Here is an 18633-nt window from a genome sequence, read left to right as displayed (position 1 = left end):
AATGCCCCTTTATAAGTAATACGGTGAACTACGTTAATAAGTTTCGAAAAAATTATAATATTCATACATGTTTCATATTTTCACAAAATTTCTCGGAGCTTTCAAACCAATCAATTTCCATTATCTGTTTTTACCATCAATAAAACCATAGAAAAACATTTCAATTATTCCTTTATGATTCTTTTCCCGGTCTTGCTCTGGTGGGGAGTTTCGATAAAGTTGTTCGATTGAATTAGCCATTAACTGGTAATAAGTAAGTACCATCTCATTTGTAATTCCTTCTTTTATATATCCCTGTTCGCGTCCTTTCTCAATCCACTCAAGAAATAGGGGCGCTGTTCGTTTCTGGTATTCTTTTACCAGATTGTTCAATTCACTGTTTTCCTTTAACATTTCTTCCATAATATCTTGTCGCAGTAAATTCGTATTTTTCGGTTTTTGAAGGAAATAGGTATGCAGCGGATCTATAAATTCATCGTCTTTTTCCACAAGATGCTTTAATTTCTGATACTCCGTTTCATAGAAGGCTTTCATAGTCTCTACAATCAAGTTCTCTTTACTGCCGTAATAATTATAGATGGATGCTGGTGAAGTACCAGCATGTTTTGCAATGTCGCGTATTTTTAATTCTTTTACGCCACCTTCATTCAGGAGTTGAAACGCAGCATCTTCAATCGCTTTTTTCTTCAAAGAAGCCCGTCGCGTGTGTCCATCCATTTAAATTCACTCCTGTCCCACTAGTTTTATGTAACATTTCGGTTTGATTGTTCTATAAAGTTATGTTATAAATATTATGTAACAATTATCGCAATTCGTTACAAATTATTATACCTTATTTTAAAATCCAATATCAAATAGGAGGGGACCATATGTATCGTTTAGTGGATATCGATACACATACACTTGAGGTCTACGCAAAAGGGGAGGGGCAGCCAATTGTTCTTCTTCCAGGTTTAGCTTCTTCGAGCGAGGAATGGAAGGATATAATCGAGGAGCTTTCTAAGCACGCTAACGTCATATCATTTCATCGTGCGGGACTTGGGAAAAGTACGCTTGGCTCAGAAAAAAGGTGTGCTAAGGAAACGGCTAATGATCTGAAATTGGTATTAGAGGAACTCCAGATTACGCTTCCGATCGTTCTAGTAGGTCACTCCTATGGCGGATTTATCGCACAATATTTTTCATTTATCCATCCAACATCCGTAAAATCCTTGGTATTAGTTGAATCCAGTTCGTTCGACTTTGAATTACTGAATGAAGTTACTGGTGCCCAATCAAAGCAAGCGATTGATATGTACCGATCGCTTTCCGCACTCGATCGAGAAAGCATAATCGAGAAACTAAACATTAACGCCACACTTGAAGAAATGGACCAATCTGATCATGATAAAAGGAGATTACGTGAGTTTAAATCTAATCCGGTAATGTATCGAGCGTTGGCAGATGAACTGGAAGAAATGCCTAATGATGCAAATTTTTTAAAGCAAAATAAGGGATTAGCTGAAATTCCATTACGTATCATCGGTCGTGATCCGGATCATTCTATTGAGATGATGATCAAACAAGGAATGCCTAGGGAAACAGCAGAAAAAGTAGAAGAGGTATGGCAAAAACTAATCAAAGATCAACTGAAATTGTCAGCTAATAGCACGTATACGTTGGCTGAAGGGTCTTACCATAATGTGAATGACAGCCATCCGGATATTGTAATTCAGGAAGTTGTTAGGTTGCTTTAGAACTGTGTTTTTAATAAATCTTCACAATATAAGACAGTAACCAAAAACGCTTGAACATTCTAATGTCCAAGCGTTTGTTTTTTTATATTGTCTTGTTCTAACAATTATTTATTCTGCTCACTAAACTTTTTATATTCATCAATATAGAAAGCTACATTACCACAATTTGGACAAACAGCTGCTTTAGTCGTTGCAGAAACATTTTTAAACAGTCCTTTACGCTTTTGAGTAATCGTAATTCCAGACACGTCGTATTCAACATTTACGTTACAATCTTTTATCATTTCAGTTTGGCATTGGTTGCAATTCATCTTTGTAACCACCTTTTTATTTTATATTATCACAGTTATTCAAAATACCTGTACCACTATTTTATTTTATAGCAGGGAACCATTATTCATTTAGAATCGTAACTAAAATAAAAGGAAATAAATTCGGCTTTGGGAGGAATTTAGATGGATTACGGTTTTTTGGTTATTGGTATAGCTCTTTTACTGTGCTCTTATTTAGTAGGAGTTAAAAAACAAACATGGTTATTGGCAGGGTTTAATGAAAAAAACGTTAAGAATAAGTCATTATTAGGCAAAGTAACTGGAGGAATATTCTTTCTCCCTTTAGGATTGTTAGTAGTTATTCATAGTTTTATTGACTACGCTAATGAAGCAACTGTCCTAGTAATTGCTATGTTGATTTTGTTAACCATTACGTATCTATTTATTAATAGAAAGTTATTTGATTAGGTAAACTCTATATTATTTAAACTCCTCGTTGCTGTAACAGCGTTATCAAACTCTGGATTTATTAAAAACATTTAATATGAAAACTGCACTAAAGAATAGGGCTGGTATCCCTATAACAAAATACAGTATACCTTTTGGCATATACCTATCATAAAAGTATAAAAATAATACAACCCAAAGAAATAGAAACACATATCTGCTGATTTTTATCATAAATAATCTATCATCCTTTAAATGTTAATATAAATCTATTTTTCAATTCCCAGGAATTTGATTAAGAATATAGTATTGTTTTAACTCGTAAAGGTCAATAGTAGTAGTTCGTCTCGTACCTGGTACCGTAATTTCTCTACTATAAATGTTGGTAAAATCTGGGTGTTGTAATATACTTAATAGTAAGAAAAATTGATGGCAGGGGAGAATGCGGATGACTAGTAGAGAAAACAGTATTGCTTCAGTTCTGCAGATTCTTGGAGGGTTAGCAATTGTTGTGGGTGTTATTGGAGGATTATCTTATGGGATGAGTGCAAATGTCTTAATTGGCCTAACCTTTCTCGCTAAAACTGTAATATGGGGAATTGTATTTTTCGGATTTTCTGAGGTAATCAAGTTATTGCAGGGGATCTTTAATCAGCGAGAAGAAATGATTGTAAAGTCTGCTGATGAGGGAGAAGGTTTAACAGATACAAATGAACTAACTACACATTCTCCTGTGGGCATTCAGGCAAGACAAGATATAGAAGCATTTTACGCTGAAAAAGGGATGCAGGTCCAGGAAATTAGAGCGACTGAAAAAGATGATATCTATCTAGTTACTGTTGATGGTAAGCAGGAAGTTGTTGAGCTGGGTGGTTTTTCTCCGGTTATACTACCAATGGAAAATTTTAAGAAGTAACAATATAGCAGCTTGCCCATTATTGGAAATGACTACTAAGCACATAGGGATTTAGTGGAGTAAACGTGCGTGAAATTATTGGATAAATAAAATGTAATAATGGAGGGCATTATGAGTTCTGCAACGGCAAATTCGTATCGTATAGATGAACATATAAAGTTGGTTTATCAAAAACCAGAAGTATTTTCAAAAAATCATGTTATCTATTTTGGTCAAAAGTATGGGAACTATTTCTTTAGAAGCTCACCGGCTACTTTATTAGAAAAAGCGCAGTTTTTGGATTCAGGATATTCTATTATAAAAGACAACGTTGTCATCGGCGGAGTATTTTTGAAACCTAACTTCATGAGCGATTTATTTGTTGTGCCGCCTTATAGTGATTATGAATATATAGCCAAGAAATTACTGAATCTCTTAAAAGAAATATCAAACAGTAATGAAAAAATAGTAGTTTCCGAGGTTCTAGAAGCTCATGTACCTTTTTATAGTAGAAATGGTTGTAACGTATTTGAAGAGGGCTTTTGGATGATTAGGCCGACGCAATCAATGCGTACAATGCTCTCAGACAATTTTGCAGCTAAACCTGTACATGAAGAGGATAAAGATGAAATTGCCCATGTAATCCTGTCAGCATACAAGGGAAATCCAGCTTATAAAGAAGTCGATAGTAACGAAAACTATGTTAATCATGTAGTAGAGTTTATTAAAAACAATAAAGATAATGAAGTCATGTATAATAGCTCAAAAATTGTAGTAGACAAAACTGTAAACGAAATTGTTGGTACATGTTTACATATGGAGTTTGAGGGCTTTCCGTTAATTATGAGTTTAGCTGTGAGACCAGATTATCAAGGTAAAGGAATTGGGAAGTTTTTATTGAGCCATTCAATAAACCACTCAAAAAAGGCGTATTCTGCCACACGACTCTATGTTCTTAAGGGTAATGAAGCTATCAAACTATACGAACATATGGGTTTTATCAAGAACGCTACATTAAATGATATGTATTTATTAAATGATTAGACAGAGTTTCCGAACGAATTTGTTTATTGATGATGGTTGACAAAATGATAGCGATAGTAAGTTATAAGTAAATATCCACTAGAAATGAAGTAATAAATGCTTCAACCAGAGCAGCAAGCAAAAATAAAGGAATGACAATTATTATATAGCTTGTGCTACCCTGCATTAACATATTTCTAACTTTTTCAGATTTTCTCTTCCTGAGAAATACCTTTCTTACCATATTTTTATTAACATACATACCAATTGCTACGCTATAGAGTATCGGAATTATCTCAATTACTGCGTGCGGTATAAATGCTATAACCATCGTTTGTAATACATTATGCTTCATAATAATACCGTAACCAGTAATTATTCCTACGGCTGCAAATGAAAGTAGACCATAAATAAATGGGAGTCCATAAACGGGAATAAATCCGCTTAAGATAATCATTCCTCCAACAAACAAATTATTCAACAGAATTGAAAAAAATTTTTGTACATTCGTTGGTTCTTCCTTATCTGCGTCTAACATCTGTTCTGCCATGATATTCGTTTGCTGAATGATAAATTCTTCAAAGTAAAAGGCTGCGAAAAAGAAAGCCAGTGCTGTTAGAGTTCCTAAAATCAGGGTAGTGAATATACTTTTTCTGTAAAATTCATTATACAGGTGATACTCAACTGAAAATTTGTCTTTTATTTTGTCCACACTCATTTCTAATAAAATATATAATCTATAAAAACTATGAGATACTCATTAATTTGTTTCCGTTAAGAGATGTTGATGAGTGAATTTAGCATTAACATCCCTTATATGTAACTGGTTCTTTAAGTTCCCTTTTGTCTGTTAGAAGGTTAAATACACTTTTAAAAAAGACATTATCTCTCGCTCTCTATTTATTATATTTCCTTTATTATCGGTAATAGATAAGAGAATGTTTATAAAAAGTGAAAAGCTAAGATTGTTAATTGTTAAGACATGGATATTATAATAGACTTACCACAGTAATAACCTCTTGATGAATTTTCGAGGTGGAAAGTAACATGTTGACAAAATACCCATGGAGGTATAAAGTGATAGCATACTAACTGGTATAAGAAAGATTTCAAGGAGATGAGGATAGTCATGAAATACGATGCACAAATGAAAAATAGAATGAAGCGTATTGAAGGACAGGTGAGAGGGTTACTAAAAATGATGGAAGAAGAAAAGGAATGTCGAGATGTCGTGACCCAATTGTCGGCTGTAAGAAGTGCTATGGATAGGACTGCTGCACTAGTTGTCAGCACTAATCTTGAACAATGCATTCGTGAAGAAAAAGCAAGGGGGGGAAGTTCTGAAGAATTGATTAAAGAAGCTGTTAATTTAATTGTAAAAAGCAGGTAAGGTTGACAATCCATTTTTGAGCCCTTAGCATAAAATTGGTTAGTAAATGGTAACCTTATTTTTTTAATAAAAATTAATACCCGTACAGGTATATGTATATTATGAATAAAAGGAGAGTTATAGATGTCAGATAAAAAGAAAACAACTATCGTATTGTTTAGCGGTGACTATGATAAGGCGATGGCAGCATACATTATTGCCAACGGTGCAGCAGCTTACGATCATGAGGTTACGATCTTTCATACCTTTTGGGGATTAAACGCATTACGTAAGGATGCACTGGTTCCAGTTAAGAAAGGTTTTATGGAGAAAATGTTTGGAAAAATGATGCCAAGAGGAACTGATAAAATGGGACTTTCGAAGATGAATTATTTAGGAATGGGACCAAAAATGATTAAAAACGTGATGAAGAAACACAATGCTTTGCCTTTACCACAGTTAGTGGAAATGGCTCAGGAGCAAGAAGTGAAATTTATTGCATGTACAATGACAATGGATTTACTTGGTCTTCAAAAAGAAGAGCTACTTGATGGAATAGAATACGCAGGAGTTGCTGCTTATATTGGTGATGCGGAAGATGGTAATGTGAATTTGTTTATCTAATTTTTTTTTGATGATTTATATACCCCGGTAGGTATGTAAGTCATATTAAGATACCTGTTGGTGTATTAGAATCGTTAAACAATTTGGAGGGGAAACAATGAAGGAAATTACTGCGAAAGAATTAGGGGAAAAGTTAATAAACGGAAAAATAATTAATGTTATCGATGTTCGAGAAGAAGAAGAAGTAGCACTGGGGAAAATTCCGGCTGCTCAACATATACCATTAGGTCAAATACCAGAACGGCTAGATGAAATCGATAAAGCTCGTCATCATGTTATGGTTTGTAGATCAGGTGGTAGAAGTGGTAAGGCATGTGCCTTTTTAAGTGATCAAGGATATAACGTAACTAATATGAGTGGCGGTATGCTCGATTGGGAAGATGAAGTAGAGAAATAAGGAGGAATTCAAATGACTATTAAAGCAAATGAAATCTTAGATGCAAAGGGTTTAGCATGTCCAATGCCAATTGTTCGGACAAAAAAGGCGATAACACACTTGAAACCAGGTCAAGTTATTGAAATTCAAGCAACAGATAAAGGGTCTACAGCTGATATGAAAGCATGGGCAGAGAGTACAGGACATCAATATCTAGGAACAATTGAAGATAACGATGTATTAAAACATTATGTACGTAAAGTAAGTGATGCTGAAACAAATGAAGAAACAAAACATAAAGAAATTACGGATTTGAAAGAGCTTCGTAATAAGATAGAAAAAGAAGAGTCTATTTCCATTCTTGATGTTCGTGAACCAGCCGAATTTGTATTCGGTCATATACCTGGGGCAGTGAATATACCCCTCGGGGAACTGGAAGAGCGATTTGAAGAAATTGATAAAGACAAAGAAATACATGTCATTTGCCGTACAGGTAATCGCAGTGACTTAGCTGCTCAAAAGCTAACTGAACAAGGTTATAAAAGTGTAAAGAATGTTGTACCTGGTATGAGTAAGTGGGACGGTCCAACTAACAGCAATAATTAGGAGGGGAATTGTATGTCTTCAACAATTACTACAGAAAAATTGGCAAAAAAAATCGTGAATCACGAAGAAACTTTAATCTTGGACGTACGAAATACAGACGAATTTGATAATTGGAAAATTGAAGGAGGAAACGTTGAAGTAATCAATGAACCATACTTCAATCTATTGGATGGTATTGCCCCAGTAGCTGAAAAGTTAAAAAAGGGTAAAGAAGTTATCGTTGTTTGTGCAAAAGGTGGATCTTCCCAAATGGTAGCTGAAATATTAGAAGAGGAAGGATACACGAATGTTTATAATCTTGAGGGAGGTATGAAAGCGTGGAGTGAACACTTGGAGCCTGTGAAGATTAGTGAATTAAACGGAGGCGGAAGTCTTTATCAATTTGTTCGCTTAGGAAAAGGTTGCTTATCTTATTTCATTGAATCAAATGGGGAAGCAGCGATAGTGGATACAGCACGTATGACAGATGTATATGAAAAATTCGCTGAAGAACGAGGTGTACAAATTAAACAATTAATTGATACACATTTACACGCGGATCACATATCTGGTGGGCGTAAGCTAGCTAAGAAAGTTGGAGGAACCTACCACTTACCACCAAAAGATGCTACGGAGGTTACGTTTAATTATACACCACTTGAAGAAGGGAATGACATTATGGTAGGTAATACTGCCGTGAAAGTACAGCCAGTTTACTCACCAGGGCATACAAGCGGTAGTACGTCATTCATTATTGATGATATGTATTTATTAACAGGAGATATTTTATTTGTGAAATCAATTGGTCGTCCAGACCTAGCTGGGTTAGCCGATGATTGGGTAGGAGACCTTCGTAGTACCTTGTATACTCGATTTAAAGAGCTTTCTGATGACCTAATCGTATTGCCTGCACATTACTCTTTTGCAGAAGAACTCGGAGAAAGTGGTGAAGTTTCTGCTCGCTTAGGAAATCTTTATCAACAAAACTCAGGATTACAAGTAGACGATGAGGATGAATTCAAAAAAATGGTAACCGAAAATCTACCTCCACAGCCAAATGCATATGAAAATATTCGTAAAACAAATTTAGGGAAAATTAACCCAGAAACAGACGAACAAAAAGAAATGGAGACAGGGCCAAACCGTTGTGCGGTAGAAGGATAATTAAAAGGAGGAATAAGAAATGGAAGCAACAAAAGTGTTAGATGCAAAAGGATTAGCATGTCCAATGCCGATTGTAAAAACAAAAAAAGCAATGAAAGAGATAAACTCAGGTGAGATATTAGAAATTCATGCAACGGATAAAGGAGCTAAAAGTGACCTTGCTGCTTGGGTGAAATCTGGCGGTCATGAATTAATAAAAGATACAGAAGAGGACGATGTACTCAAATTTTGGATTAAAAAAGCATAAAGGTGACTCATTTTATTAATGGGTCCCCTCTTATCGGAGGGGTCGTTATATGGAAATTAGCTTCGTATTTATTATATCTATTTTTATAATTGGATTTGTTGGTTCATTTATTTCAGGAATGATAGGAATTGGCGGTGCCATTATAAATTATCCAATGTTATTATATATTCCTGCTTTATTGGGAGTTGCCAATTTTAGCGCAAATGAGGTTTCAGGTATTACAGCGATTCAAGTCTTATTCGCTACAATTGGTGGCGTTTGGGCCTATCGAAAAGGTGGATATTTAAATAAAACTATTATCGGCTACATGGGAGTAAGTATTTTAATTGGCAGCTTTGCAGGCGGCTTTTTCTCTTCACAAATGTCTGAAGAAGGCGTAAACCTTATATATGGCATATTAGCATTACTTGCTGTCATCTTAATGGTTATACCAAAAAAGAAAATGGACCAAACAACTTTTGACGTGCTTAGTTTCAATAGATGGTTAGCAGCAATACTTGCGCTACTTGTTGGAATTGGTGCTGGTATAGTCGGTGCTGGGGGAGCGTTCTTACTAGTTCCTATAATGCTAGTAGTGTTAAAGGTACCGACAAGAATAACCATTGCCTCGTCTTTGGCCATTACGTTTATCTCATCTATTGGAGCAACAACGAGTAAAATTATGACTGACCAAGTATTATTTCTACCTGCTGCTATCATGATTGTTGCGAGTTTAATTGCATCACCGTTAGGTGCAAATTTAGGGAAAAAGGTAAATACGAAACATCTTCAGTGGATTTTAGCAGTCTTGATTTTGGGGACAGCGATTAAGATATGGATAGATATTTTAAGTTAACATAAGACAACGTCATACGAAAAAGAACGTATTTCATTATTCGAGAACGAAAGTTGAAGCTGATATTAAAAGGACTTCCATATAATTGGAAGTCCTCTTTAGCATTTCAGTGATTTCATTACAAGAATCTCGACTACGTTTTTATATTGCCACTGCAATATCAGGGCGAAAACATCTTCCAATTCCCTTCTTAAGCAAGAATAGATATTGAAGCATTGGACAATTTGTATTAATCCGAAAACAACAAGGTTCGTGGCCAGATGTGCGATAATAAGTTGTGTTCTCTAAAATGAGATTTTATTCTAGTTGAAAATATATATTATACAACTGGAAAAATGTAAACCAGATAATTAAAATCCTTCTCGAGTCCTATATGTTTAGCAATTATATTAGAAGGCTTATTTACTTCCTCGCAGTCCCAATAAGGAATTATACCCTTACGCACAAACTCTTTCACAACACAATGGGCTACTTTCTGCCCTAATTTATTCCCCTGATAATCTTCTAGTGTTTCTATACCTATACCGTGAACATTTTCAGCTGCAAATCCTGAATAACATAAACTCACAATCTTATTTCGGTAGACAATACAGTATCCAATTCCCTTTTGAAAAAAATTCTCGGGAGAGGACCAGAATTCTGATAGTGTCGAGTGTAAAAACTCTATGTTCTCAAGAGCATTGTCGCTGTTCTCGAAAAGGTCTTTGCTGACTTTGAATACGGTATATTCTTGATTGATCGAACGTTCATTCGTGTTTTTATAACGACTTTCTGTCAGCGTATAAACATATTGATTCGATTTTTGCATGTGACGATGTTCAAAGATTTTCTCTATCGTATTCTCCCATCTTGAATGATTACCAATGGCTATAAATTTATTTAATTTCAGCTTCTTTGCTTGAGGAAAAATTACCGTATCAATAAAATCATTTATATGATTATTAAATGACTTATTTTTTTCATCACTAATAAAGAAAAAACCATCATTGTTTCCTAGCCAAATAAGTCCTGTTTTAGGAGAGTCGATGTTATCTACAAAAATCCGACCAGGGTTATTCCCTTCAATTACCGCTTTAACTTCCAAATGTCCCGCATTATTTATTTGCTCTTTGCATTTATAGAATTCCATTTTATCCAGTTCGCAAATCATATTTAATCCTCCTGCCTAAATAGTTAAAATCAGAAAGCTTTCAATAAATAGCATGATTACCCTTGTGATTTATCAAACTTTAATTTACCAGTAGGAAGGAACACATCCTCTTTTTTGGTAACATTAATAACACGCATAATACCCCTTGCAACACCAACTACGTAACCAATGAAAATTCCCAAACCAACACCAATCAGTAATAATGTTTCTGGTGATATTTCTGAAAGTGATGGAGTGTTGTTTCCAATCCAATATCCGCTAAACATGCCTATAAAAATCACCAAACCAATGATCAAGAATCGATTTAAAACAGAACCGAGCATAACAGTACGAAATTTTTTATCCATATTAATAATCCCTTCCACTGCATTTAAAAAACGTGCATCCATTGCATTGATACATACATCTAATACCTCTTTAAAAGATAGATTCCTGTTTTCCAGAATATATAAAAATTCATCTCCATAGCGCTTTCTCCATTTTTTAGGATACAAATAAATTAGCCACTTCATATTAGACCCAACCTTTTAAAACCTAGCTTGGTAACCGTATCGATTTCTTTTAATTTTCCCTGCAGATATTCTCTGCCTTCAGAAGTGATTTGATAAGGCTTCTTTCTATCTTGTGAGGGAATTGCCTCAATGTATTTTAATTTCTCCATGCGACTAATTGCACCATACAAGGTCCCAGGTCCAATTTTAATGTCATATGAATCTTCAGTATCTTCCATGATTGCATAACCATGCTTATTCCCATCGGCTAAACTAATTAAGATAAACAAAGTTGGTTCAGAAAATCGGTCAGTTGAACTCATATTCTTGTTTCATCTCCTCACATTTATTACGTTATACGTTATAACGTGTAACGTAATAGTAAAACATAAAAAATAATAAGTCAAATCTTTCCAAAAAATCTAACTTGCCTTGTGAAAATAACAAAAATTTGAAATAATTACTATTAAACTAGCGAGACTGTGGGAAATATCCAATCAATATATACATCAATAGTGGAGGGGTAAAATGTCTAAGGGAATAGCAATTGGAAGTGTACTAGTATTAGTAGGAACGCTTTCATTTTTGTTATATTTTACTAATCAGAAGCTGCCAGAAGCAAGTGACGTACGGAATAGTACCAAAAATTTAAGTAACCAGCCTTATCACGTTTTAACCATTGAAAAGATTGATGGGGAATGGATAACTTTCCTTAAAAATGATAATGCAATGTTTGTAGGATTCCTGCAACAGAATTGGCTTGGAAATTGGAAAGTTGTAAATGGTGCAGGCGATTTTGGTTTTATAGGCGATGTAGCATTTAATCAAAACCGGGAAGAAAATAACGGGTTGATTTGGGGTGCTTCTGGTCTATCAAAGGGAAATAAACGGTTATTCAGTTACTACTACGGAATGATTTTAAATCCAGAAGTAGATGAGGTTCTTTTATCCACAGGAAATGGAGATGCAGAAGAAGTTTCATTAATTGAATCAAAAGGAGACGGAAAACGTTTTTTCTTCCTAAAAAGAAAAAATGAGCCATTACTTCCTTTCGAGTTAAAAGCGCTGTCTGATGGCGAAGTAATAGCTACAAAGAGCTAGAGACAATTAAATTATTAAACGGGGTGTCCTTATCAAGAAGTATATTATTTTAAGTTTATTATTAATTATCTTTTCACTGAGTGCCTGTTCTGGAAATGAAGAAGTTGTAAAAGTTAAAGATAAGGGCTTATCTGGCCAGTTATTCATTCAAAAGGTAGAGGGGAGTACTACTGATGAAGAAATGACAAAGACGATTAAAGACAAGCAAAAAATTAAGAAAGTATTAACAATGATTGAAGGATTGAAAGTGAAAAAATCAAGTAGTGAAAGCATCGTTAAACAATTGAAATCACAAAACAATTACTCATTTGGTTTTGCTGAGAGTGATAAATTGGAAAGTGGTAAAAAGATACCATACACGTTTAGCGTTTTAAAGGACGGAACCTTTATATTTCCTTACGAAGACTTCAATTCCTTGCAAAAGCCTCGAATTACCATTGAAAAACATAAGGAATTATTAAATGAGATAAAAGAACTTCTAGAAATAAACTTTTGATTTTTTTTACATAAGGATGTTTTTCTTTTACTACGTTAAAAAACTTTTGACTAGAGCATGTCGTCTAATAATGGAGAAGGAGGAACAGATGTGGATGAATTAGCGGCAGAGGTGTTAGAAATAGAAGATAAGGAAGTCCTGATTGATGAGATGATGCACAAATATGGACAGGAAATCCTGCAGCTTGTTTATTCATACGTAAAGAATAAAGAGGTCGCTGAGGACTTAACCCAGGATATATTTGTTAAATGTTACCGTTCTCTTGATTCGTTTAAGGGGAAATCAACGTTACGTACATGGCTGTGGCGAATTGCAATCAATCAGAGCAAGGACTACTTAAAAAGCTGGTACAACAAAAATGTAAGTCTTACAGAAAATGAATCTGAATTTACGGGATATCAAAATGGAAGTGTTGAGAAAACAGTTATTCAGAATGATGAAGATCAGATGCTTGCATCCGTTGTGATGAACTTGCCAATAAAATATCGCGAAGTCATTTATCTGTATTATTTTGAAGAGTTGGCTATCAAAGAAATTGCTGTGGTAATAGAAATGAAAGAAAACACTGTGAAAACAAGGCTTAAAAGAGCCAAGGAACTCCTAAAAGAAAGATTGGAGGAAATATCAAATGGATGATCAGTTAAAAGGGCTACGGAAATCAATGGAGAAGACTACCTTTAAACAGTTAAATTTTTCAGAGGATCATCGTAAGAAAGTTCACGAAAAAATAAATAGAAAATATGAAAACGATGAGGATGTTTATTTAGCGGTATTACAACTGCTTATGCAGGAACAAACGGGATACGATTTGACAGAGCTGCTGCGTGCCAGGGGTATTCAACGTTTCGAGGACAACGAAGGATTTTTATACACGTTATTGCACCGTCTCGAACATTCCGGTGTAATTATTTCAAGTTGGGATAGTGCTGGGGACAAATATTATCAACTAAATGATAAGGGAAGAAAAATGCTGCTGAAGGCTGAAAAAAGTTCCCAGAAGAAGCGGTTTGTATTAAAAGAGCTGATACAGGAGTGATAACGTTGAAAAAAAGAAGGGATCACTTTTTACAAGAAGTTACAAATCATATTAAGTCAAAGGAAGCCAAGAAATTTGTGGCAGCTGAATTGGAATTCCATTTGAAAAAGGCAAAGAACACATGGATAGAAAAAGGTGCAGACGAGGTGGACGCTGAAGACAAGGCAGTTCAGCAAATGGGAAGTCCGATCAAACTCGGTCAGACGCTTAACAAACTGCATCGTCCAAGAGTAGATTGGCTAATCATTATTTTATTAGTGACAGCCATGGGACTGGGGTTTTTGCCGATAGTAACTCTCGGAAATGCCGGCTATATGACTGTAAATCATTTTCTAATCAGTAAGTCGCTCTTTGTGATTATAGGTATTGTTGCAGCAATAGGAATCATGATGATTGATTTTCGGAAACTAGAAAAGTTAGGATGGTTGTTTTACCTGATTGGTGTACTCCTTCTACTAGCGATAAACTTATTTTCAACTATAGCAGTAAATGGAGAACCTGTTATAAAAATCGGACCGTTCACACTTGATAGCCTACTGTCGTTACCATTTTTATTTCTAGCTTGGGCTTCTTTTTTCAATAATAGCAGTCTAAAAGTTTGGCAGCATGGTACATTATTTTTATTTTCTCTGTATCTAATGTTAATGATACATAATCTTCCAGTTGCCTTTATCTATACCATAATGGTATTCGTTATGCTTTGGTGGAGTAAGTTAAGTGAGAAAAAGACGCTCATGTTAATGGCCGTTGGACCCACTTTTCTATCAATTAGTGGTGGTATCTATCTTTGGTTTTTTGCAGGTGAATACAAACTAAAAAGATTTATAGAATTTTTCAACTCTAATGATGAAAATTATTTGTATTTACGTTTGAAAGAGCTAATGTCATCTGCAGGGTGGTTTGGCACAACTGGAAAAAAAGAGTTCATTCCTTCTGCCCATACTGATCTGGTGTTTGCAACATTGACGTATTACTATGGGTATTTGTTCGCAATTATCCTTGTCTTAATTCTTTCTCTTATGATAGCAAGGGTCGTGGTCATCTCCTATAAAGTAAATAGTCATTATGCGAAATTGCTTTTAGTTGGTGGAATCACTCTATTTGTAGTTCCCTTCATTTATAACATCGGAATGATCCTGGGCATGTTCCCGGTTACTTCCATATCCTTGCCTTTTATTAGCTATGGAATGATGCCAACGCTGTTTAATGCATTTTTGATGGGAGTCGTGTTAAGTATTTATCGGCGTAAGAATTTGATGGGTAGTAGTTTTAATTAGGATTTAAACTTACGTGGCCTGTTTACATGCAGGTCTATTTTTTTGGTTAATTATCCGACTCCCATTTTTAGTCGTCATTGGGAAGAACGACTCCTGTTTTATTCGTCGCTCCAGGAACTGGCGACATCACTTTATTTAAAAATATTATATCTCATGCAAGTGAGATTGTGAAAGAGCATAAGGGAATCCGGTACCACTTTTTAAAAAAAGTGGATAAATAGGCTGTGCCTATTGGATACTTTGTTATATCACTTTAGGGTCATTTTTTGCTTAAAAGATATAGTGCAGATACCCTCGAGATATAGTAGTGATATAGCAAAGTATCGCATGTGATATAGTCACTTTTATCGTTCCATTTCAAAATCATCTCTCCGAATTTGTCTTTTCGGTTTGGGTGATTTTTCTTTTTGTTCGTCATTTTTTTCTTGGTTATTTATTTTTTCTTGCTCTTTTTTCTTTTCTTTCATGAGAAGTTGAGCGCCTTGAATTTCTTTATCGTCTGTAAAATATTTTTGTAACAAAGGCAACTTCATTTTATCCAACACGTTCACTTTCAGCATTCCGATTTTCAAAATTATATCATGAACCTGCTCTTTAAAATGAGTTTTGACTTGATCGATCGTGCGCTGCAAGAATTTATTTTCTTGTTTTAGAACGCCATTCTCTTTTTTCAATTCCTGATTTTGTTTCGTTACCGAGTCTACTTTCGTTTGTAGCTGATGATTTCTCTTTTCTAACGCTGTATTTCGAGTAGAAACTTGCTTAACTTGTTGTTTAAGCTCCGCATTATCCATTTTAAGCGATTCTGAGACCTTTGCAGCAGTTATGATATTATCGAAGTCAGGACGTGCTAATTTCACCGTTTTCGGGCCAATTAAGCCACTTTCTTTAATTTCTATCTGGTCCACTTGTTTCGTTTGATCCCATCCTTTATACAGAGCGACCATTTTTTCTTTCATGACCTTCAGTTCGTCCTGTTTTCATACAAACCCCCTTTCCAGTTCGTTTATTTTTTCTTGAAGTGTTTTCTCTTTAAATTTTTGCATATCTAAATGTTTATCGTCTGAACCGCGTTCGCCACGTTCCAAGTTATAGCCTTTTTCATTGATAAAATCATTGAATCAGTCTTGGAGTAGCGATAACGCTTTTTTATTCCCAACAACATCTTTTGCCGATAGTCGCCCATCTTCTGTCAGAGGAACAAATCCAAAGTGCATGTGTGGTGTCTTTTCGTCTAGATGAACTGTTGCATAGAGTAGGTTTTTTTCTCCATATTCTTTTTTTACAAACTCTAAGCTATCTTTGAAATACTGGTTTTGCACATCAGCTGGTAAGCTATCAAAAAAGGCCTTGTCACTCGTAATAATCCCATCAACATGCTTAATCGCATCTGAACGGACTTTCCTTTGTCCGTTGTAGCCTTCCGCAATGACTTCTTCCATTCGGTTTTTGTATTCTATATTTTCATCGTTTATCAAATCGTAATTCAAATGCGTCCGATCATGGTCAATATCTTTGTTTCCGTACTTTTCATTTTCCCTTTGATTATGTTTTTGAATGCCCTTTGAAGCTGTTGAATTTTTCACTTTTGCCACTCGTAGAATGGAATAACTCACAGTATTTTGCCCCCTTGTCCGAGAAAATTATTGAGATAAGTATAAAGACACTAGACTTATTTGCATAAGTCGTTAAAAACGTGTGCTCTTGCAGAGGGCAAAATCAAATTCAAAAACCGGACCAATTCCGCCGCCATTGGCGAATAAACCAAAAATACCACAATGACTAGCACTGTGGTAAAAGACGAGTAGTTAAAATAACTACTCGTCTAATTTAAGGTTAATATACATAAGATAAAACAAAGTGAATTAAGGAGTGAATCCTAAATGAAAAAAAAAGCTATAGTTATCACCATAAGTTGTTTAGTATTGATTGCGGGATCCTTCATCGTTGTTAATCATTTTAGTAATTTAAAAGAAGAAACTACAATACAAAATATTGACAGTTTCACTGATCAAATCATTAAAAGCCTACATAAAGAAGGATATACCTTAAATATGCAAACGGCAGATAATATAAGAAATAACACAATCACAGTTACTATTGGAATCCCTAAAAATGAACATGAAGGAAAACAGACTAATGATCATATCAGAAGTATTATTGAACACTTAGCGAAAAGAAATGAATTAGATTCATTTTCAGTTAAAATTAATATTGAAAAAATTAGCTAAAACTCAATTAAGCACCTTACGATTTAACTTTAGTCCTCTATTTCAACATAAACAGTATCTAGTTGATAGAAGGATCTCATTTTGAGATAAAGTTCTGCATAATCTCCATCCTTATAAGGTCTTACGTCAATTTTACCAGTACACCATCTACTTGCGGTGCCTGATGGTGCATCATTAAAAAAGCTAAAACCTTGAATTTGCTCATCAGAATACGGGTTGTCAGAATACAAATCGAATGAAATACCATTTCCAGCATTAATACCAGTAATACATATACGCGCATCTCCTCCGCCAGAGTTGACAACCCGTGTTGTTTTTGTTGTTGATGTAGCTATTTCATAATTACTCCCTAAAATGGTATCCCAATCACCTGCTCCATATTGTGGTCCAGTTGTGCTTGCAAATGTCGATGTAGGAATTAATAAAGCAATAAATAATGTTAACGTAATTAATCTAAACTTTTTCATGGTTACATCTCTCCCTTAAATTAAGATTGCGACACATCTTACAACATGTATGTGGAATCTTGTTGTATGACAGTGCATCCCCTCCATTTTGTGAATTGTATTAGTATTTCGACATCAGCCGGAGTTTCCCTGTAAAAAAATAAAAATAATTAAATATTAAATCATTTATTTATGCTGCAGAATGAATTTTTCTATTTAAATTGGTTTTATCGAACTTGAATTTTAGCTGTTTGCTGAATTTATGCCCGGTATAGACAGTTGAGAAGGAAAATAGATTGTTGTATCGAATATATATCGAGAGGTGAAATTCGATATGACGGGAACTAAAATGTATTCAACTGGAGAAATTGCAAAACGAATACGAGTTGAACCAGTTACAGTAAGAAAGTACGCTCAAATGCTAGAAGAAAAAGGCTATGAATTTGAAAAAGACCAAAAAGGTTGGCGACGTTTTAAAAATACAGATTTATATGCTTTTGAACATCTTGCTACGTTGAGACATGGTGGTCTTTCAGTGGAAGAATCTATTGAAAGTATAGCGAGTTTATATCGACAAAATTTATCTATATTGCATACCGATACAACGATACAAAGTGATAACCCTTTAAAAAATTTCATAGAAACGCAACTAGAGTTTAATCAAAAAATACTGGAACGGTTAGATCAACAAGAGAAACGACAAAATCAAAGAGATCAAAATTTAATAAATGTCATGAATCAAAGTTTAGAAACACAAAAACAAATTGCTTCAACCCAACATAAAAAGTGGTGGAAGTTTTGGAAGTGAAGTCATAAACATCTTTAAATTTTG

General features: G+C 34.7%; 27 protein-coding genes. 18 read left to right on the top strand and 9 right to left on the bottom strand.

What is annotated here, in order from left to right; translation table 11 throughout:
- Nucleotides 1–120: 120 nt before the first annotated feature.
- Nucleotides 121–717, bottom strand: coding sequence for a TetR/AcrR family transcriptional regulator (locus VBD025_RS15410; RefSeq protein ID WP_430787042.1), 597 nt, complete (start codon nt 715–717; stop codon nt 121–123).
- Nucleotides 718–869: 152 nt separating this feature from the next.
- Between VBD025_RS15410 and VBD025_RS15405 the strand changes: the two genes are divergently transcribed.
- Nucleotides 870–1736 (top strand): alpha/beta fold hydrolase, encoded by an 867-nt coding sequence (locus VBD025_RS15405; protein WP_430787040.1) that lies wholly within the window; start codon nt 870–872, stop codon nt 1734–1736.
- Nucleotides 1737–1840: 104 nt separating this feature from the next.
- Here VBD025_RS15405 and VBD025_RS15400 read toward each other — a convergent pair whose 3' ends face one another.
- Nucleotides 1841–2047 carry a hypothetical protein gene (locus VBD025_RS15400; protein WP_430787038.1) on the bottom strand — a complete coding sequence of 69 codons (207 nt, stop codon included), beginning with the start codon at nt 2045–2047 and terminating at the stop codon, nt 1841–1843.
- Nucleotides 2048–2191: 144 nt separating this feature from the next.
- Here VBD025_RS15400 and VBD025_RS15395 point away from each other — a divergent pair, with 144 nt between their 5' ends.
- The 3 genes from VBD025_RS15395 (at nt 2192) to VBD025_RS15385 (ending at nt 4394) form a co-directional block, all read left to right on the top strand.
- Nucleotides 2192–2476 carry a DUF3784 domain-containing protein gene (locus VBD025_RS15395; protein WP_430787036.1) on the top strand — a complete coding sequence of 95 codons (285 nt, stop codon included), beginning with the start codon at nt 2192–2194 and terminating at the stop codon, nt 2474–2476.
- Nucleotides 2477–2903: 427 nt separating this feature from the next.
- Nucleotides 2904–3371 (top strand): hypothetical protein, encoded by a 468-nt coding sequence (locus VBD025_RS15390; RefSeq protein WP_430787034.1) that lies wholly within the window; start codon nt 2904–2906, stop codon nt 3369–3371.
- 111 nt (nt 3372–3482) lie between these two features.
- The gene (locus VBD025_RS15385; protein ID WP_430787032.1) at nt 3483–4394 is read left to right on the top strand and encodes a GNAT family N-acetyltransferase; all 912 of its coding nucleotides are present in this window, start codon (nt 3483–3485) and stop codon (nt 4392–4394) included.
- Nucleotides 4395–4455: 61 nt separating this feature from the next.
- Here the strand turns inward: VBD025_RS15385 and VBD025_RS15380 are convergent, their stop codons facing one another.
- Nucleotides 4456–5091: a stage II sporulation protein M gene (locus VBD025_RS15380; RefSeq protein WP_430787030.1), complete on the bottom strand. Its 636-nt coding sequence runs from the start codon at nt 5089–5091 to the stop codon at nt 4456–4458.
- A 411-nt stretch (nt 5092–5502) separates the two neighbouring features.
- On the opposite strand from VBD025_RS15380, the gene VBD025_RS15375 reads away from it, so the two are divergent.
- The 7 genes from VBD025_RS15375 to VBD025_RS15345 all read left to right on the top strand — a co-directional run bounded on the left by VBD025_RS15375 (nt 5503) and on the right by VBD025_RS15345 (nt 9573).
- Nucleotides 5503–5763 (top strand): metal-sensitive transcriptional regulator, encoded by a 261-nt coding sequence (locus VBD025_RS15375; RefSeq protein WP_430787028.1) that lies wholly within the window; start codon nt 5503–5505, stop codon nt 5761–5763.
- A 123-nt stretch (nt 5764–5886) separates the two neighbouring features.
- Nucleotides 5887–6366: a DsrE/DsrF/DrsH-like family protein gene (locus VBD025_RS15370; RefSeq protein ID WP_430787026.1), complete on the top strand. Its 480-nt coding sequence runs from the start codon at nt 5887–5889 to the stop codon at nt 6364–6366.
- A 97-nt stretch (nt 6367–6463) separates the two neighbouring features.
- The gene (locus tag VBD025_RS15365; RefSeq protein ID WP_430787024.1) at nt 6464–6763 is read left to right on the top strand and encodes a rhodanese-like domain-containing protein; all 300 of its coding nucleotides are present in this window, start codon (nt 6464–6466) and stop codon (nt 6761–6763) included.
- A gap of 12 nt (nt 6764–6775) precedes the next feature.
- Nucleotides 6776–7348, top strand: coding sequence for a sulfurtransferase TusA family protein (locus VBD025_RS15360; RefSeq protein ID WP_430787022.1), 573 nt, complete (start codon nt 6776–6778; stop codon nt 7346–7348).
- 12 nt (nt 7349–7360) lie between these two features.
- Nucleotides 7361–8491, top strand: coding sequence for an MBL fold metallo-hydrolase (locus VBD025_RS15355; protein ID WP_430787020.1), 1131 nt, complete (start codon nt 7361–7363; stop codon nt 8489–8491).
- Between the two features lie 19 nt (nt 8492–8510).
- A complete protein-coding gene (locus VBD025_RS15350; RefSeq protein WP_430787018.1) occupies nt 8511–8738 on the top strand; it encodes a sulfurtransferase TusA family protein in 228 nt (75 codons plus the stop codon).
- Nucleotides 8739–8787: 49 nt separating this feature from the next.
- The gene (locus VBD025_RS15345) at nt 8788–9573 is read left to right on the top strand and encodes a sulfite exporter TauE/SafE family protein (RefSeq protein ID WP_430787016.1); all 786 of its coding nucleotides are present in this window, start codon (nt 8788–8790) and stop codon (nt 9571–9573) included.
- A 319-nt stretch (nt 9574–9892) separates the two neighbouring features.
- On the opposite strand, the gene VBD025_RS15340 is transcribed toward VBD025_RS15345, so the two are convergent.
- The 3 genes from VBD025_RS15340 to VBD025_RS15330 are packed head-to-tail and all read right to left on the bottom strand — an operon-like array spanning nt 9893 to nt 11537.
- Nucleotides 9893–10723, bottom strand: a complete 831-nt coding sequence (locus tag VBD025_RS15340) for a GNAT family N-acetyltransferase (RefSeq protein ID WP_430787014.1) — start codon at nt 10721–10723, stop codon at nt 9893–9895.
- Nucleotides 10724–10779: 56 nt separating this feature from the next.
- Entirely contained in the window at nt 10780–11235 is a 456-nt protein-coding gene (locus VBD025_RS15335; RefSeq protein WP_430787012.1) for a hypothetical protein, read from the bottom strand.
- Nucleotides 11232–11537, bottom strand: a complete 306-nt coding sequence (locus VBD025_RS15330; protein WP_430787010.1) for a PadR family transcriptional regulator — start codon at nt 11535–11537, stop codon at nt 11232–11234. Before VBD025_RS15330 ends, VBD025_RS15335 begins: the two co-directional genes overlap by 4 nt.
- Nucleotides 11538–11742: 205 nt before the next feature.
- On the opposite strand from VBD025_RS15330, the gene VBD025_RS15325 reads away from it, so the two are divergent.
- From VBD025_RS15325 to VBD025_RS15305, 5 genes are all read left to right on the top strand, one after another.
- Complete coding sequence (locus tag VBD025_RS15325; protein WP_430787008.1) at nt 11743–12315, top strand: hypothetical protein; 573 nt, start codon at nt 11743–11745, stop codon at nt 12313–12315.
- A gap of 181 nt (nt 12316–12496) precedes the next feature.
- Entirely contained in the window at nt 12497–12811 is a 315-nt protein-coding gene (locus VBD025_RS15320) for a hypothetical protein (RefSeq protein ID WP_430787006.1), read from the top strand.
- A gap of 90 nt (nt 12812–12901) precedes the next feature.
- The gene (locus VBD025_RS15315) at nt 12902–13447 is read left to right on the top strand and encodes a sigma-70 family RNA polymerase sigma factor (protein WP_430787004.1); all 546 of its coding nucleotides are present in this window, start codon (nt 12902–12904) and stop codon (nt 13445–13447) included.
- On the top strand, nt 13440–13847 hold the full coding sequence (locus VBD025_RS15310; RefSeq protein WP_430787002.1) for a PadR family transcriptional regulator: 408 nt from the start codon (nt 13440–13442) through the stop codon (nt 13845–13847). The genes VBD025_RS15315 and VBD025_RS15310 overlap by 8 nt, the downstream gene beginning before the upstream one ends.
- A 5-nt stretch (nt 13848–13852) precedes the next feature.
- Nucleotides 13853–15124 (top strand): FtsW/RodA/SpoVE family cell cycle protein, encoded by a 1272-nt coding sequence (locus VBD025_RS15305; RefSeq protein WP_430787000.1) that lies wholly within the window; start codon nt 13853–13855, stop codon nt 15122–15124.
- 344 nt (nt 15125–15468) lie between these two features.
- Here the strand turns inward: VBD025_RS15305 and VBD025_RS15300 are convergent, their stop codons facing one another.
- Nucleotides 15469–16083 (bottom strand): hypothetical protein, encoded by a 615-nt coding sequence (locus VBD025_RS15300; RefSeq protein ID WP_430786998.1) that lies wholly within the window; start codon nt 16081–16083, stop codon nt 15469–15471.
- A 162-nt stretch (nt 16084–16245) separates the two neighbouring features.
- Nucleotides 16246–16740, bottom strand: a complete 495-nt coding sequence (mobV, locus tag VBD025_RS15295) for a MobV family relaxase (RefSeq protein ID WP_430786996.1) — start codon at nt 16738–16740, stop codon at nt 16246–16248.
- Nucleotides 16741–17007: 267 nt separating this feature from the next.
- Between mobV and VBD025_RS15290 the strand changes: the two genes are divergently transcribed.
- A complete protein-coding gene (locus tag VBD025_RS15290) occupies nt 17008–17355 on the top strand; it encodes a hypothetical protein (protein WP_430786994.1) in 348 nt (115 codons plus the stop codon).
- A gap of 29 nt (nt 17356–17384) precedes the next feature.
- Here VBD025_RS15290 and VBD025_RS15285 read toward each other — a convergent pair whose 3' ends face one another.
- Nucleotides 17385–17822 (bottom strand): hypothetical protein, encoded by a 438-nt coding sequence (locus VBD025_RS15285; RefSeq protein WP_430786992.1) that lies wholly within the window; start codon nt 17820–17822, stop codon nt 17385–17387.
- Nucleotides 17823–18135: 313 nt separating this feature from the next.
- Between VBD025_RS15285 and VBD025_RS15280 the strand changes: the two genes are divergently transcribed.
- Complete coding sequence (locus VBD025_RS15280; protein ID WP_430786990.1) at nt 18136–18609, top strand: DUF3967 domain-containing protein; 474 nt, start codon at nt 18136–18138, stop codon at nt 18607–18609.
- Nucleotides 18610–18633: the final 24 nt, after the last annotated feature.

The sequence above is a fragment of the Virgibacillus flavescens genome (assembly GCF_050574275.1).
In the GTDB taxonomy this organism is placed as follows: Bacteria; Bacillota; Bacilli; order Bacillales; family Amphibacillaceae; genus Virgibacillus_F; species Virgibacillus_F flavescens.
This window is presented reverse-complemented; position numbering and strand designations above follow the sequence as displayed.